The sequence below is a fragment of the Methylobacterium bullatum genome, assembly GCF_014845095.1.
GTDB lineage: Bacteria > Pseudomonadota > Alphaproteobacteria > Rhizobiales > Beijerinckiaceae > Methylobacterium > Methylobacterium bullatum.
Genome location: NZ_NKUG01000126.1, coordinates 23122 through 38096 on the forward strand (window position 1 = coordinate 23122; position 14975 = coordinate 38096).

Consider the following 14975-nt stretch of genomic DNA (forward strand, 5'->3'; position numbering starts at 1 on the left):
CACCATGAGCGACTCGACCATCACCGGCGGAGCCAACACCCCCGCCATCGCCAGCGATTCGGCGATCCCGCCCGAAGAGCTCGACCGGCTGACCGACGCCATCGTCGCCGCTTTGAAGAGCGTCTACGATCCCGAGATCCCGGCCGACATCTACGAGCTCGGCCTGATCTACAAGGTCGACATCGCCGACGACCGCACGGTCGCCATCGACATGACGCTGACGGCGCCCGGCTGTCCCGTGGCCGGCGAGATGCCGGGCTGGGTCGAGACGGCGGTCGCCGCCGTGCCGGGCATCCAATCCTGCAGCGTCACGATGGTATTCGATCCGCCGTGGGACCAGAGCCGGATGTCGGACGAAGCCCGCGTCGCCCTCGACATGTGGTAGCACGCCTCAGCTGATCGGTGCCTCGCGGTGCGGGGCAAACGTCATGCTGTCGTAGACATCCGTCATCCGCAGCATTGCCCCGATGATCGGCAGATCGATGGTCTCGTCGATCGCCTCGAAGGCTTGTGTCATCCATGACTCGCCGTCGCGCCGATACAAGGTCGCGCTGGGCCACCGGGTCTCCACGAGCAGGATGTAAGCGATCGTCGGATGACGCTTGTACTCCTCCAGCTTCCGGAAGCGATCGATGGTGCTCGTCGAGGGTGACAATACCTCGACGACAAGTCTGGGTGTCCGGCTCTCGTAGCTGTCCAAGATGAGATCGCCGCATTCCACGGTCACGGCAGGCCGGTGCAAGGTCGAGATCCCCGTGCGCAGGCCGATATCGTCCGTCGTCGGCCGACACCCCGTTCCGCGAAGCTGGCCGTGGAGAGCGGCAATGATGTTCACGGTGACGCGGTCGTGCTGCGCACTGGCACCCGTCATCATTTTCACGTGCGGGACCGGCACGCCATCGACGAGTTCGTAGAGAAAATCCTGGCGTTGCTGCCAATCAAAGAATTCTTCTACGCTCATCAGGCGTCGTGCCGTCTGTGCCATGAAATCCGTCCTCGGCCGCCCGGGATGATAGCATAATCCGAAGACCGCCGGCTGGTGCCTCATGACGACAGTGGACCGCGGCCTCCGCCATCCTTATCTTAACGACGTACCATCATCCTCAACCGCCCGGGCCTTGAACCCGGCTGCCGGAGAGACCCATGCTCAAGAGTTTCAAGGTCCTGTCCCTCACCGACGCAGCGGCGGACCGGATCAAGGCCATCATCGCCGATGCCGAGAAGCCCATCGCCGGCCTGAGGGTCGGTGTGAAGAACGGCGGCTGCGCCGGCATGTCCTACACGATGGAATATGCCGAAGGGCGCAACCCCGGCGAGGATATGGTGGAGGATCGCGGGGTGACGGTGTTCGTCGACCCGAAGGCGCTCCTGTTCCTCCTCGGCACGGAAATGGACTTCAAGACGACGAAGCTGTCGTCCCAGTTCGTGTTCAACAACCCGAACCAGACCTCGTCCTGCGGCTGTGGCGAGTCCGTCGCGATCACGCCTGCCAATCCCGAAGCGCTCCGCGCATCGGCCTGAAGCGAGAGCGGCCTCAGTTCGCGGAGGCGCTCAAGCGACGGCCGTGAGCGTCTCCAACGCGACGCGGGAATCGTCCACGGTCCGGTTGCGGCCGTCGCGCTTGGCCATGAACATGCACTGGTCGGCGCGTTCGAGGAGGGACACGGCAGTGTCGCCCGGGCGCGACGTGGCGACCCCGAGGGAAATCGTCACTTTCCCGAGGGACTCTCCCGTGGTCCGCTTCACCAGTTCACGCCCCATCACGCTGGCACGGACCTTCTCGCCGATGGCGACGGCCGCGGCACGGTTGGTCTCGGGCAGGAGAATCCCGAATTCCTCACCGCCGAAACGGGCGAGGGTGACACGAGCCTTGAGATGCTCGCGCATGACGATGGCCACGAGCCGGAGCACCTGATCGCCCGTGAGGTGGCCGTAGACGTCGTTGAAGCGCTTGAAGAAATCGACGTCGATGACGATCAGGCTGGAGGGGATCGCCTGGCTGGCGGCGCCGTCGACCATCTTGCGCAGGCTTTCCTCGAAGTGCTTGCGGTTGGACAGTCCGGTGAGGGGATCGGTGAGGCTCTCCAGCCGCGTCGCTTCCAGGGTCTCGCGCAGGGTCTCGATCTCGTTGCGGCTTTCCCGCATGCGCGCTTCGAGGGTCCGGTTGCTGGCGGTGATTTCCCGGGTGGTCGAGACCAGGGTCGTGATGATCTCGCGGACGCGGGCGCGGTTCTGGTCGGATACGTCGAGGTCGTGCGACAGGGCCTGAAGCGATTCGCCGTATTGGGCCGTCGAACCCAGAGAGAGGTCCATCACTTCCATGATGCCCTCGATCTCGGCCAGCATGTTCGCGTTCATCCGCTCGGTGGCGGCGACGAGGCGGCGGCTGTCGATATAGGTCTCGTAGAGGGAATCGATATCGGCATCCGAAAGGCTACCGTTCTCGGTGGTCAGCCCCTTGATCGCGTCGTTCATCAACGGCTGCGTGCCCGACACGTAGGTGTACCAGACGGCATAGGCCTGGGGCGTCGCCGAGGAACCGTAGTCACGCATCAGGACGTTGGCGCGGTCGGCCAGAGCGAAGGTTCTCTCCCTGTCACCGTAGCTTCCGTGACTCATCGACCCCGTTCGCCCCCTGATCCGGCATCGATGGCCGGGGAGCGCATGTTAGCGGATGGATGGTGGAGAGCCCGTTAAAGTATCGGGAACAGTTTGCGGACCCGCGCGTTACTTCGCCTTTTTGATAACGACCGGACGCAGAAGGAAGGCGGGCACATGCTCGCCCAGACCGAGCGGCGTGTCACCCTCTTCGTCGTCCCGGCGGCGGGGTGAGGGACGGCGTTCGTCGCGGCTACGGTCGGGGGCTGCCTTGCGCGGATCCGGGGTGCGCTGCTCCTGCGGAGGACGCGACGGCTCGCGCCGGCGCGGGGCCTCACGCGGCGTATCGGCGACTTCCTCGTGAGCGGGGGGGGCAGCGACGGCGGCCTCGGCCCGTGCGGGCTCGGAACGCCGGGCGGGCGGACGCTCACGGGACGACGAGCGCCGTCCCTCGGGCTTGGCCGCCTCGGAGCGACCGCCTTCGCCGCCGCGCGAGCGCCGCGCGGCATCGCCACTGCGTCCGCGGTGGCGGGTCCGGGTCTCCCCCTCTTCGACGACATCCACCGACGGCTCGGCCAGGGTGCCGAGATCGCCCTCCGCCCAGGGAATCGGCTGGCCGATCAGGCTCTCGATGGCGGTCACCGAGCGCTCGTCGGAGCGGGTCACCAGGGTGAAGGCATGGCCGGCACGACCCGCGCGGCCGGTGCGGCCGATGCGGTGGACGTAGTCCTCCGGATGATGCGGCACGTCGAAATTGAAGACGTGGCTGACCGCCGGGATGTCGAGGCCGCGGGCCGCGACGTCGCTCGCCACCAGCAACGGAACCTCGCCGGAGCGGAAGCCGTCGAGGGCGATGGTGCGGGCGCGCTGATCCATGTCCCCGTGCAGGGCCGCCACGTTGAAGCCGTGGCTCGCCAGCGACTTCTGCAGCAGCGCGACGTCGCGCTTGCGGTTGCAGAAGATGATGCCGTTGTTGAGATCGGCCTCTCCGCGGATGAGCCGGCGCAGGAGGTCGCGCTTCTCGTGGCCCTCCGAGCCCGCGGCCACCAGCTTCTGTACGATCGTGGTTGCGGTGGAGGCCGGACGTGCCACCTCGATCCGCTGCGGGTTGTGCAGGAAAACGTCCGCCAGCCGCTCGATCTCCGGCGGCATGGTGGCGGAGAAGAACAGGGTCTGGCGCGTGAACGGCACCATCTTCACGATGCGCTCGATGTCGGGGATGAAGCCCATGTCGAGCATCCGGTCGGCCTCGTCGATGACGAGGAGCTCGACGCCGGTGAGCAGGAGCTTGCCGCGCTCGAAATGGTCGAGCAGGCGACCGGGCGTCGCGATCAGCACGTCGGCGCCGCGCATCAGCTTGGCATCCTGCTCGGCGAAGGAGACGCCGCCGATGATCAGGGCCACGTTGAGCTTGTGGTTCAGGCCGTAGCGATCGAAATTCTCGACCACCTGGGCCGCGAGTTCGCGGGTCGGCTCCAGGATCAGCGTGCGCGGCATGCGCGCGCGCGCCCGGCCGTTCTCCAGCAGGGTGAGCATCGGAAGGGTGAAGGCGGCGGTCTTGCCGGTCCCGGTCTGGGCGATGCCGAGCACGTCGCGACGCGCCAGAACATGCGGGATGGCTTGAGCCTGGATCGGCGTCGGGTCCGTGTAGCCCGCGGCCGTGACGGCCTGGAGGACCTTGTCGCTCAATCCGAGGTCGGCAAAAGACATATGCTGATGTGAACCGTTGCGCGCGGGAACTCGTAAGGGTCCGCACGGAGAAGATCGTCGTGAACCAGGCTTCGAGGTCCGTTCGAAAAGGATCGCTCGAACACTAGACCAGCCGCGCACACGCGTTGCGGGACACTTAGAGCCTTGAGGTGTCTTGTCAATCGACCACTGGCCGAGCACCCTCGCTTATCCGGTGCATACCGCACCCTACGGGATATCGACCGAGTGAGCGGGAGTACTGCCAAGCTGGCACACGCCCTGCTTGGGCCGATGCCCATCGGACATGGGCTTCGGCCCTCTCGACGAAGGAGGACCGGGCTCATGTCACACAGCGCATCGATCACCGAACCGGCCGCGTCCGGAGGCGCCGTCCCCACATCCCATGCCGACGTGGTGATCAAGCCCGGCTACGACGACCGCCTCACCAACGAGGACCTGGCCCCCCTCAGGAAGCAGACCTGGGGCACCTACAATTTCTTCGCCTTCTGGATGTCGGACGTCCACAGCGTCGGCGGCTATATCACGGCGGGCAGCCTGTTCTCCCTCGGCCTCGTGAGCTGGCAGGTGCTGGTCTCGCTGCTCGTCGGCATCCTCATCGTGCAATTCTTCTGCAACCTCGTGGCCAAGCCGAGCCAAGTCACGGGCACGCCTTATCCGGTGATCTGCCGGGCCTCCTTCGGCGTGAAGGGCGCCAACATCCCCGCCATCATCCGGGGCCTCATCGCGGTCGCCTGGTACGGCATCCAGACCTACCTCGCCTCCAGCGCCTTCATGATCGTGGCCTTGCGCTTCTATCCGGAGCTGAAACCCTATGCCGACGTAACCCAGTTCGGCTTCGCCGGCCTGTCCAGCCTCGGCTGGGCGGCCTTCATGGCCCTTTGGGTGATCCAGGCCCTCGTGTTCTGGCGCGGCATGGAGGCGATCCGCAAGTTCATCGATTGGGCCGGCCCCGCCGTCTACGTGGTGATGATCGCCCTGGCGATCTACCTCGTGGCCAAGGCCGGCGTGTCGAATGTCGGCCTCACGCTGGGCGAGGTGAAGTACCAGGGCTGGGACGCCCTGCCGGTGATGATCAACGCGGTCGCCCTGGTCGTCTCGTACTTCTCCGGCCCGATGCTGAATTTCGGCGACTTCTCACGCTACGGAAAGTCGTTCCCGGCGGTGAAGGCCGGCAATTTCTGGGGCCTGCCGGTGAACTTCATCGGCTTCTCGCTGCTCACCGTCATCACCACCTCGTCGACACTCCCGGTCTTCGGCCATCTCATCATCGATCCGGTGGAGACAGTGAGCAAGATCGACAACACCTACGCGGTGGTGCTCGGCGCCTTCACCTTCATGACGGCGACGATCGGCATCAACATCGTGGCCAACTTCGTCTCGCCGGCCTTCGACTTCTCGAACGTGGCGCCGCAGCACATCAGCTGGCGCATGGGCGGCATGATCGCGGCCGTGGCCTCGATCTTCATCACCCCGTGGAACCTCTACAACAACCCGGCCGTGATCCATTACACGCTCGACATCCTCGGCGCGTTCATCGGCCCGCTCTTCGGCATCCTGATCGCCGACTTCTTCGTGGTGCGGAAGCAGCACGTGGTGGTGGACGACCTCTACACGATGAGCCCGACGGGCACGTATTGGTACGATGGCGGCTACAACCGCGCCGCCATCTACAGCGTCATTCCCTCCGCCCTGGTGCCGGTGCTCTGCGCCGTCATCCCGGCCCTGGGGAGTCTGGCGAACTTCAGCTGGTTCATCGGCGTGGCCCTGGGCTTCTCGATCTATCTCGTCCTGATGCGTAAGACGGCGGTCACGGCCAAGGCCTGACCGGAGACCGATTCCCTTTGCGCATCCTGCTGATCAACCCCAACACGACCGACTCCGTCACCGACCTTGTCACCCGGCATGCACGGCGGGTGGCGGGCGACGCCGCCGAGTTCGTGCCGGTCACCGGGCGCTTCGGCGCCCGCTACATCACCAGCCGGGCCGCGTCGGCGATTGCGGCCCATGCCGCCCTCGACGCGCTGGCCGAGCACGCGGAGGGCTGCGACGCGGTCTATCTCGCCTGTTTCGGTGATCCGGGGCTCGGGGCGCTCCGCGAGATCTCCCCCCTTCCGGTGGTGGGAATGGCGGAAGCCTCGTGCCTTGCCGCCACCGCGCGGGGAGGGCGCTTCGCCATCGTCACCGGGGGCGCCCTGTGGGGGCCGATGCTGGAGGAGTTCGTGGCGGGGATCGGCCTGTCCGACAAACTCGCCGGCATCCGCACCATCGCCCCAACGGGAGACCGCATCGCACGGGACCCCGAAGCGGCCCTGGCGGATCTGGCCGCCGCCTGCACCACCTGCGCCCTCCGCGACGGGGCGGATGTGGTGATCCTCGGCGGGGCAGCGCTCGCCGGCCTCGCCGAGCGCATCCAGCCGCAGGTTCCGGTGCCCGTCCTGTGCTCGGTGGAAGTGGGCACCCGCGCGGTCCTCGCCGCCGCGATCTGCGGCTTGCCGCCGGGGCAGCCGGCACCGTCCATCGAGAGCATCGGCCTGTCGCCCACCCTGGCCGAGCGGCTGGCGCAGGATTGAAGGAAACCCGCAGTCGATGACCCCGCGTGCCGGAAGGCACTTGCGGGCGGCCATCGGATCGGCTTACTTTGCGATACAAAGTTGATCCGGGAGCATCGGATGTCCGATCTCGACAAGGCCCTGGCCGATATCGTAGCGATCCGCGCGCAGCTCGCCCGCGGCGACGCCTTCTGCGGGTTCGGCCCTTCCGCCATCGCCGCCACGGGCGTTCTCGCCCTCGGCACCGCCCTGGCCCAGCATGCCTGGCTCGACGACCCGACCGGGCAGCCGCTGCTGTTCCTCGGCGGCTGGATCGCCACCGCCCTGGCCTCCGCCGGCCTCATCGGCGCCGAGATGCGAGCCCGTTCGCGGCGCGACCATGCGGGGCTCACCGACACGGCGATCGTGAACGCGGTGGAGCAATTCCTGCCGGCGGGCGCGGCGGGCGCCCTGCTCGCCCTGGTCCTGGTGCGCGTATCGCCGGAAAGCCTCTGGATGCTGCCCGGCCTGTGGCAGGTGCTCGTCAGCCTCGGGCTCTTCGCCTCGGTGCGGTCCCTGCCGAAGGGCGTCGCGCTGCCCGGCGCCTGGTACATGGTGGCAGGTCTCGCCGTGCTGATGCTGGCCAGTACCGACCATGCCCTCTCGCCCTGGACCATGGGCATGCCCTTCGCCATCGGCCAGTTCCTCATGGCGGCGATCCTCTACCGCGCCCGGGAGGAGACCGATGCCTGAGGCACCTTTCGCTTATGACGGCCTCGACCGGGTCATCCACGAGAAGGCCCGGCTCGGCCTCCTCACCTCGCTGATGGCGGCCCCGAAGGGCCTCGCCTTCGGCGACCTGAAACAGCTCTGCGGCCTCACCGACGGCAATCTCAGCCGCCACCTCCAGGTGCTGCAGGAGGCCGGCCTCGTGGAGATCCGCAAAGGTCATGGCACGGGCCGGGGCGGTACGCGGCCGCTCACCACCTGCCACCTGACGCAGGCCGGGCGCAGGCGTTTCCTCGACTACCTCGCCGTCCTCGAACAGGTCGTCCGGGACGCTGCCAAGGCCGCCGAAACCGCGAACCTCCCCCTCGTCGCCCGACCGGCCTGACGCCCGAAATCCGTCTTTTTTTGCCAAGGAACTTTGTAATGCAAAGTGAACAGACACCCGGCCTGCATGTCGGGATCATCATGGACGGCAACGGGCGCTGGGCCTCGGCGCGCGGCCTGCCCCGCGCGCTCGGCCACAAGGAAGGTGTCGAGGCGATCCGCCGGGTCGTCGAGGCGGCGCCGAAGCAGGGAATCGGCACCCTCACCCTCTACGCCTTCTCCTGCGACAACTGGCGTCGGCCGGAAGCGGAGGTCTCCGCCCTGATGGGGCTCCTCCGGCTCTATCTCCGCAACGAGGTCTCCAGATTGGTGGAGAACGGCGTGCGGCTCAGCGTGATCGGCCGGCGCGACCGTCTGCCCGAGGGTCTCGCCGCCGCCATAGGCCGCGCGGAAGCCGCGACCTTCGCGGGGAAGGCGCTGCATCTCCGGATCGCCGTCGATTATTCCGCCCGCGACGCCATCCTCGCCGCCGCCCTCGCTGGCGCCGGCGATCCCGGCATCACCCGCACCGCCTTCTCGGCCCTGGTGACGGGCGATGCCTGCGTGCCCGAGGTGGATCTCGTGATCCGCACCAGCGGCGAGCAGCGGCTATCCGATTTCCTGCTCTGGGAGAGCGCCTACGCCGAACTCCACTTCACGCGCCGCCACTGGCCGGATTTCAGCGCCGCCGACCTCGAAGAGGCGCTTGCCGCCTACCGGTGCCGCGACCGGCGATTCGGCGGATTGGATGCCACGTCCGCCGCCGCCTGAGGGGATCGAGACAGGAGAAAGGGAAAGCCATGCGCATCGTCCTCGTCAACGTACCCCACCCGGCCATCGGCAGCCGCATTCCCGACGACCATCTCCCGCCCCTGGGGCTTCTCGCCATCGGCGGCCCCCTCATCGACGACGGGCACGACCTGCGCCTGATCGACGGGGAGTTCGGCCCGATGGACCCGGACGCCATCGTCGCGGAGGCTCTGGCCTTCCGTCCCGATGCCGTCCTGTTCGGGCATTCCGGCTCGACCTCGGGCCATCCGGTCATCGCCGACCTCGCATCTCGACTGGCGAGCGCCCGGCCGGGTCTCCCCATCGTCTATGGCGGTGTGTTTCCGACCTACCACTGGCGCGAAATCCTGAGGGACGAGCCCTACGTCGCCGCCATCGTGCGCGGGGAGGGCGAGGAGACGGCGCGCCGCCTGATGGCTGCGCTCTCAGCGGGATCGCCCCTCGCCTCCGTGCCGGGCATCGCCTTTCGCAGCGGCGACGGTCCCCATGCCACGCAGGCCGCGCCGGTGATCCGCGACCTCGACGCCTACCGCGTCGGCTGGGAACTCATCGACCATGCCCGCTACAAGTATTGGGGCGGCCTGCGAGCCGTCGTCGTGCAGTTCTCACGCGGCTGTCCGCATCTCTGCAACTACTGCGGCCAGCGTGGCTTCTGGACCCGCTGGCGTCATCGCGACCCGGTGAGGTTTGCCAGGGAACTGGCCCGGCTCCATCGCGACCACGGGGTGCGGGTCATCAACTTCGCCGACGAGAACCCCACCGTCTCGAAGAAGGCGTGGCGGGTCTTCCTCGAAACGCTGATCGCGGAGAATGTGGACCTCATCCTCGTGGGCTCGACCCGCGCCGACGACATCGTGCGCGATGCCGACATCCTGCAGCTCTACAAGCGCGCCGGCTGGACGCGCTTCCTCCTCGGGCTGGAAAGCACCGACGAGGCGACCCTCGCGCGCATCAGGAAGGGCGGCGCCACCACCACGGACCGCGAGGCGATCCGCCTTCTTCGCGCCCATGGCATCCTCTCCATGGCGACCTGGGTCGTCGGGTTCGAGGAAGAGACGGATCGGGATTACTGGCGCGGCCTGCGCCAACTCCTGTCCTACGACCCCGACCAGATCCAGATGCTCTACGTGACGCCCCATCGCTGGACGCCGTATTTCAGCATCGCCGCGAATCGGCGGGTGATCCAGACCGATCGACGCCGTTGGGACTACAAGCATCAGGTGCTGGCGACCCGGCACATGGCACCGTGGCGGGTGCTGCTGTGGTTCAAGTTCATCGAGGTGGCGGTCCAGGCTCGCCCGCGTGCACTCGCACGTGTCGTGTTCCATCGCGACGCGGGACTACGCCACGCCATGCGCTGGTACACGCGGATGGGGCGTCGGGTATGGTCCTATGAGATCGTGAACTTCCTGCGCGACCCGTTGGTGAAGAACGGGCCGAGCGTCGCAGAATTCTGGGGGGAGCCACAGGACAGCGAGGAAGAATCCATGGTCGTCGTCAACGCGGAACGGCGTCCCGAAGCCGCGAGGCCCCGCGCCGATGCGGCGTGACGGTCGACCTCAGATGAAGACGAAGAAGATACCGAAGCTGGCGATGAACCCCGCCAGCGATACGGCCGAGAGGGCCAGGAACCTGGACGAGGCGACCGCGCCCTCATCCTGCCCATCCTCGATGGGCGAGAAGGCGCGGCCTGCCGCCTGCGATGCGCGAATGAGATCGTCGTGGCGCACCATGCTCAAGGCTGCGGACGGCGCCATGTCGCTCTCCCATAGATACGTTCGATGTGTGCTAACGCACCAACTCAGGGTTGGTTCCGGAACGCCGGCGTCATCCGCCCGCCATGTGGCGCGCCTAACTCGAACTCGATCCATTCCAAGGAACGAGTTCACCATGACCGAGCCGCTGCGCACCCGCTTGCAGGCCGCAGAAGACGGCGAGGATGCCGGTTCGAATCCGAGCCGGAACGCCACCTTCGGCGACGTGGTCGCTACCCGGTTCGACCGGCGCGACCTGCTGCGCGGCCTGCTCGGGGTCGGTGCCATCGCGGCGGTGGTGACGCCCCGCGCGCTCGCCGCCGGCCCGGCCGCGGCGGCGCAGGGACAGGCGACGCCGTTCCCGTTCACGGAGATCGAGGCGGGATCGGACGCACACCATCACGTGGCCGAGGGGCACGATGCCGACATCCTGATCCGCTGGGGCGATCCGGTCCTGCCCGGTGCGCCCGCCTTCGACCCGCTCAACCAGAGTGCCGCGGCCCAGGCCCGGCAATTCGGCTACAACAACGACTTCGTCGGCTATTTCCCGATGCCCGGCGCCGCCGATCCGGCCGCGCATGGCCTTCTCGTGGTCAACCACGAATACACCAACGAGGAACTGATGTTTCCCGGCCTCGGCCGCCAGGACATCAAGACCGTGGCCTTCAAGGGCATGAATCGCGACCTCGTCGACATCGAGATGGCCGCCCATGGCGGCTCGGTGATCGAGGTGAAGCGTAACGACGGCAAATGGGCCGTGGTGCCGGGGTCGCGATACGCCCGCCGCATCACCGTCGAGACGCCGATGGCCCTCTCCGGCCCGGCGGCCGGCTCCGATCGGCTGAAGACCACCGACGACCCGTCCGGCCGCGCGGTGAAGGGCATGATCAACAATTGCGCCGGCGGCACCACACCCTGGGGGACGTGGCTCACCTGCGAGGAGAACATCAACTATTACTTCTCCGGCACCCTCGCAGAGGGGTCGGCCGAGGCGACCAACCACAAGCGTCTCGGCCTGCCCGGCAACGCCTATGCCTGGGGCCGCTTCCACGAGCGGTTCGACCTCTCCAAGGAACCGAACGAACCCAATCGCTTCGGCTGGGTGGTGGAGATCGCCCCGTTCGATCCCGCCTCCGTCCCGACGAAGCGCACCGCCATGGGCCGGTTCAAGCACGAGGGCGCCGCCGGCATCGTCTCGAAGAGTGGTCGGTACGTCGTCTACCAGGGCGACGACGAGCGTTTCGACTACGTCTACAAGTTCGTGACCGACGCGGCCGTAGACCTCGCCGACCGGGCGGCCAACCGCGATATCCTCGATTCCGGCACGCTGCACGTCGCCCGGTTCGATGCCGACGGGCGCGGGGCCTGGATGCCCCTGGTGTTCGGACAGGGTCCGCTGACACCCGAGAACGGGTTCACCGCCCAGGCCGACGTGCTCATCGAGGCCCGGCGCGCCAGCGACCTCCTCGGAGCCACCAAGATGGACCGTCCGGAGGATGTCGAGGCCAACCCGAAGACCGGCAAGGTCTACGTGATGCTGACCAACAACGGGAAGCGCAAGGCGGGCGACGTGAACGCCGCCAACCCGCGGCCCGACAACCGCTTCGGCCACATCGTCGAACTGACCCCGGACGACGGCGACCACGCGGCCTCGGGCTTCGCCTGGGAAATCCTCGTCAAATGCGGCGATCCCTCCATCGCGGCGGTCGGCGCCACCTTCTCCTCGGCGACGACGAAGGACGGCTGGTTCGGCATGCCGGACAATTGCTCGGTGGACGGGCAGGGACGGCTTTGGGTCGCCACCGACGGGAACTCGCCGTCGAAGACGGGGCGAAACGACGGCATCTGGGCGATGGAGACGGAAGGGCAGGGACGGGGCACGGGCAAGCATTTCTTCAGGGTGCCGAACGGCGCCGAGATGTGCGGCCCCTACTTCACACCCGGCGACACCACGTTCTTCGTCGCCGTGCAGCATCCCGGCGAGGCCGACGAGGAAGATCCGAAGGCCATGCCCGCCACCTTCGAGGCGCCCTCCACCCGCTGGCCGGATTTCATCGACGGAATGCCGCCCCGCCCCGCCATCGTCGCGATCACCAGGCGTGGCGGTGGCCGGGTCGGAAGCTGACGGGGCGACGCGATCGCCCCCTCCGGCCAAGGGGGGCAGGCGTGGCCGAGCCCCCGCTTCCGGTACCCCGGCGACACAGCATTAACGGAATCGGCGCAAGCTGCGCAGGAACACCGGGAGAGCGGCTGCCGAAGAGGGCGGCATCGCTTCACGTTTCCGTTTCGTTCCTGTATGGTTGGCCCATGACTCAGCGCGAGACCTCACGTCAGGCCGTTCCGGCCCCCGCCGGCGGCCGGCCGAGCGACCTGTTCGCGGGTGGTCAGGCGCCCGTGCGCGGCGCGAAGGCCGCTTCGGCGGCGCGCGCTCCCCTCGAGAGAGCACCGGTCGATGCGGCGGAAGCCGGCTACGACGCATCGTCGATCGAGGTGCTGGAAGGCCTGGAGCCGGTCCGGCGCCGGCCGGGCATGTATATCGGCGGCACCGACGAGCGCGCCCTGCATCACCTCTTCGCCGAGGTGATCGACAATTCCATGGACGAGGCGGTGGCGGGCCATGCCAGCTACATCGAGGTGGAGCTGGAGGAGACCGGCCACCTCGTCATCACCGACAATGGCCGCGGCATCCCGGTGGACCCGCACCCGAAATTTCCGGGCAAATCCGCCCTCGAAGTGATCATGACCACGCTGCATGCGGGCGGCAAGTTCGACTCGAAGGTCTACGAGACCTCCGGCGGCCTGCACGGTGTCGGCATCTCCGTGGTCAACGCCCTCTCCGACATCCTCGAAGTCGAGGTGGCCCGAAGCCAGGTTCTCTATCGCCAGACCTTTTCGCGGGGCCATGTCCAGGGTCCGCTGGAAACCGTCGGCCGGGTGCAGAACCGGCGCGGCACGCGGGTGCGCTTCCACCCCGATGCGCAGATCTTCGGGGCGCTGAAGTTCGATCCGCGCCGGCTGTTCAAGATGGCGCGCTCCAAGGCCTACCTGTTCGGCGGCGTCGAGATCCGCTGGCGCTGTGCCCCCGCCCTGCTGGAGGGCATCGCCGACGTGCCGGCCGAGACGGTGCACCGCTTCCCCGGCGGCCTGCGCGACTATCTCGCCCGCGACCTCGACGGCAAGGAGCTCGTCACCGACGCGGTCTTCGCCGGCAAGGTGACGAAGCCCGGCGGCCACGGCTCCCTCGAATGGGCCGTCGCCTGGATGGTGGTGGAAGACGGGGTCTCGCACTCCTACTGCAACACGATTCCCACCGCCGAGGGCGGCACCCACGAGAGCGGCCTGCGCGTGGCCCTGCTGCGCGCCCTGCGCGAGCATGCCGAGCGCGTCGGCCAGGCCAAGCGGATGACCTCGGTCACCACCGACGACGTGATGGCGACCTGCGCCTCGATGCTCTCGGTCTTCATCCGCGAGCCGGAATTCCAAGGCCAGACCAAGGACAAGCTCGCCACGGTGGAAGCCTCGCGCATCGTCGAGACGGCGATCCGTGACGCGTTCGACCACTGGCTGGCCGCCTCCCCGGCCCAGGCCAACAAGCTCCTCGACTGGGTGATCGACCGGGCCGAGGAGCGCCTGCGGCGACGCCAGGAGAAGGAGGTCGCGCGCAAATCCGCGACTCGCAAGCTGCGCCTGCCGGGCAAGCTCGCCGACTGCTCGAAGGCGGGTACGGCCGGCTCGGAGATCTTCATCGTCGAGGGCGATTCCGCCGGCGGCTCGGCCAAGCAGGCGCGCGACCGCGCCAGCCAGGCTATCCTGCCCCTACGCGGCAAGATCCTCAACGTGGCCTCGGCCAGTCGGGACAAGATGGGCGCCAACCAGCTCATCTCCGACCTGACCCAGGCGCTCGGTTGCGGCACGGGTAACGGCTACAAGGGCGAAGACCTCCGCTACGAGAAGGTCATCATCATGACCGACGCGGATGTCGACGGCGCCCACATCGCATCCCTGCTGATCACCTTCTTCTACCGGCAGATGCCCAAGCTCATCGACAAGGGCCATCTCTACCTGGCGATCCCGCCGCTCTACCGCCTCCAGCACGGCGCCAAGACGGTCTATGCCCGTGACGACGCCGACAAGGAGCGCGTGATCAAGACCGTCTTCAAGGGCGGCAAAGTGGAGATCAGCCGCTTCAAGGGCCTGGGCGAGATGATGCCGGCGCAGTTGAAGGAGACCACAATGGACCCCAAGAAGCGCACGCTCCTGCGCGTGGCTGTCCTCGACGAGGCGCGGGATTCCACCGGTGATGCCGTGGAACGGCTGATGGGCAACAAGCCGGAGGCCCGTTTCGCCTTCATCTCCGAGCGTGCCGCCTTCGCCGACGAGGCGACACTCGACATCTGAGGACAGGCGGGGCGCGAGTTCTGCCTATTCGAGCCGCCTCTCTTCCCAGGGGTGGAGCGCCAACGGAGTCGGTGGCGAAGAGCCGCGCGGCGCCTCCCCCAAGTCG

14 protein-coding genes are annotated in these 14975 nt (G+C 67.6%); 10 read left to right on the forward strand and 4 right to left on the reverse strand.

Annotation, left to right across the window (positions count from 1 at the left end; translation table 11 throughout):
• Positions 1-4 precede the first annotated feature (4 nt).
• Positions 5-385: an SUF system Fe-S cluster assembly protein gene (locus tag MBTS_RS17235; RefSeq protein ID WP_018043448.1), complete on the forward strand. Its 381-nt coding sequence runs from the start codon at positions 5-7 to the stop codon at positions 383-385.
• Positions 386-391: 6 nt separating this feature from the next.
• On the opposite strand, the gene MBTS_RS17240 is transcribed toward MBTS_RS17235, so the two are convergent.
• On the reverse strand, positions 392-985 hold the full coding sequence (locus tag MBTS_RS17240; RefSeq protein ID WP_238253906.1) for a Uma2 family endonuclease: 594 nt from the start codon (positions 983-985) through the stop codon (positions 392-394).
• 158 nt (positions 986-1143) lie between these two features.
• Between MBTS_RS17240 and MBTS_RS17245 the strand changes: the two genes are divergently transcribed.
• Entirely contained in the window at positions 1144-1521 is a 378-nt protein-coding gene (locus MBTS_RS17245) for a HesB/IscA family protein (protein WP_018043450.1), read from the forward strand.
• 30 nt (positions 1522-1551) lie between these two features.
• Here the strand turns inward: MBTS_RS17245 and MBTS_RS17250 are convergent, their stop codons facing one another.
• A complete protein-coding gene (locus MBTS_RS17250) occupies positions 1552-2619 on the reverse strand; it encodes a GGDEF domain-containing protein (RefSeq protein WP_018043451.1) in 1068 nt (355 codons plus the stop codon).
• Between the two features lie 108 nt (positions 2620-2727).
• Positions 2728-4308: a DEAD/DEAH box helicase gene (locus MBTS_RS17255; RefSeq protein ID WP_056149308.1), complete on the reverse strand. Its 1581-nt coding sequence runs from the start codon at positions 4306-4308 to the stop codon at positions 2728-2730.
• Positions 4309-4629: 321 nt separating this feature from the next.
• Between MBTS_RS17255 and MBTS_RS17260 the strand changes: the two genes are divergently transcribed.
• The 6 genes from MBTS_RS17260 (at position 4630) to bchE (ending at position 10267) form a co-directional block, all read left to right on the forward strand.
• Positions 4630-6132 (forward strand): NCS1 family nucleobase:cation symporter-1, encoded by a 1503-nt coding sequence (locus MBTS_RS17260; protein ID WP_147833341.1) that lies wholly within the window; start codon positions 4630-4632, stop codon positions 6130-6132.
• Between the two features lie 17 nt (positions 6133-6149).
• Positions 6150-6878, forward strand: coding sequence for an aspartate/glutamate racemase family protein (locus MBTS_RS17265; RefSeq protein WP_018043454.1), 729 nt, complete (start codon positions 6150-6152; stop codon positions 6876-6878).
• 99 nt (positions 6879-6977) lie between these two features.
• Positions 6978-7589, forward strand: coding sequence for a hypothetical protein (locus MBTS_RS17270; RefSeq protein WP_147833342.1), 612 nt, complete (start codon positions 6978-6980; stop codon positions 7587-7589).
• Positions 7582-7950 carry a transcriptional regulator gene (locus MBTS_RS17275; protein WP_192216103.1) on the forward strand — a complete coding sequence of 123 codons (369 nt, stop codon included), beginning with the start codon at positions 7582-7584 and terminating at the stop codon, positions 7948-7950. The genes MBTS_RS17270 and MBTS_RS17275 overlap by 8 nt, the downstream gene beginning before the upstream one ends.
• Positions 7951-7988: 38 nt before the next feature.
• Positions 7989-8699: a di-trans,poly-cis-decaprenylcistransferase gene (locus MBTS_RS17280; protein WP_192216104.1), complete on the forward strand. Its 711-nt coding sequence runs from the start codon at positions 7989-7991 to the stop codon at positions 8697-8699.
• A gap of 29 nt (positions 8700-8728) precedes the next feature.
• A complete protein-coding gene (gene bchE, locus MBTS_RS17285) occupies positions 8729-10267 on the forward strand; it encodes a magnesium-protoporphyrin IX monomethyl ester anaerobic oxidative cyclase (protein ID WP_192216105.1) in 1539 nt (512 codons plus the stop codon).
• 9 nt (positions 10268-10276) lie between these two features.
• Here the strand turns inward: bchE and MBTS_RS17290 are convergent, their stop codons facing one another.
• Entirely contained in the window at positions 10277-10474 is a 198-nt protein-coding gene (locus MBTS_RS17290; RefSeq protein ID WP_043764315.1) for a hypothetical protein, read from the reverse strand.
• 133 nt (positions 10475-10607) lie between these two features.
• On the opposite strand from MBTS_RS17290, the gene MBTS_RS17295 reads away from it, so the two are divergent.
• Both MBTS_RS17295 and parE read left to right on the forward strand, forming a co-directional pair.
• Positions 10608-12596 carry a PhoX family protein gene (locus tag MBTS_RS17295; protein ID WP_192216106.1) on the forward strand — a complete coding sequence of 663 codons (1989 nt, stop codon included), beginning with the start codon at positions 10608-10610 and terminating at the stop codon, positions 12594-12596.
• Positions 12597-12778: 182 nt separating this feature from the next.
• Entirely contained in the window at positions 12779-14869 is a 2091-nt protein-coding gene (gene parE, locus MBTS_RS17300) for a DNA topoisomerase IV subunit B (RefSeq protein WP_238253905.1), read from the forward strand.
• Positions 14870-14975 lie beyond the last annotated feature (106 nt).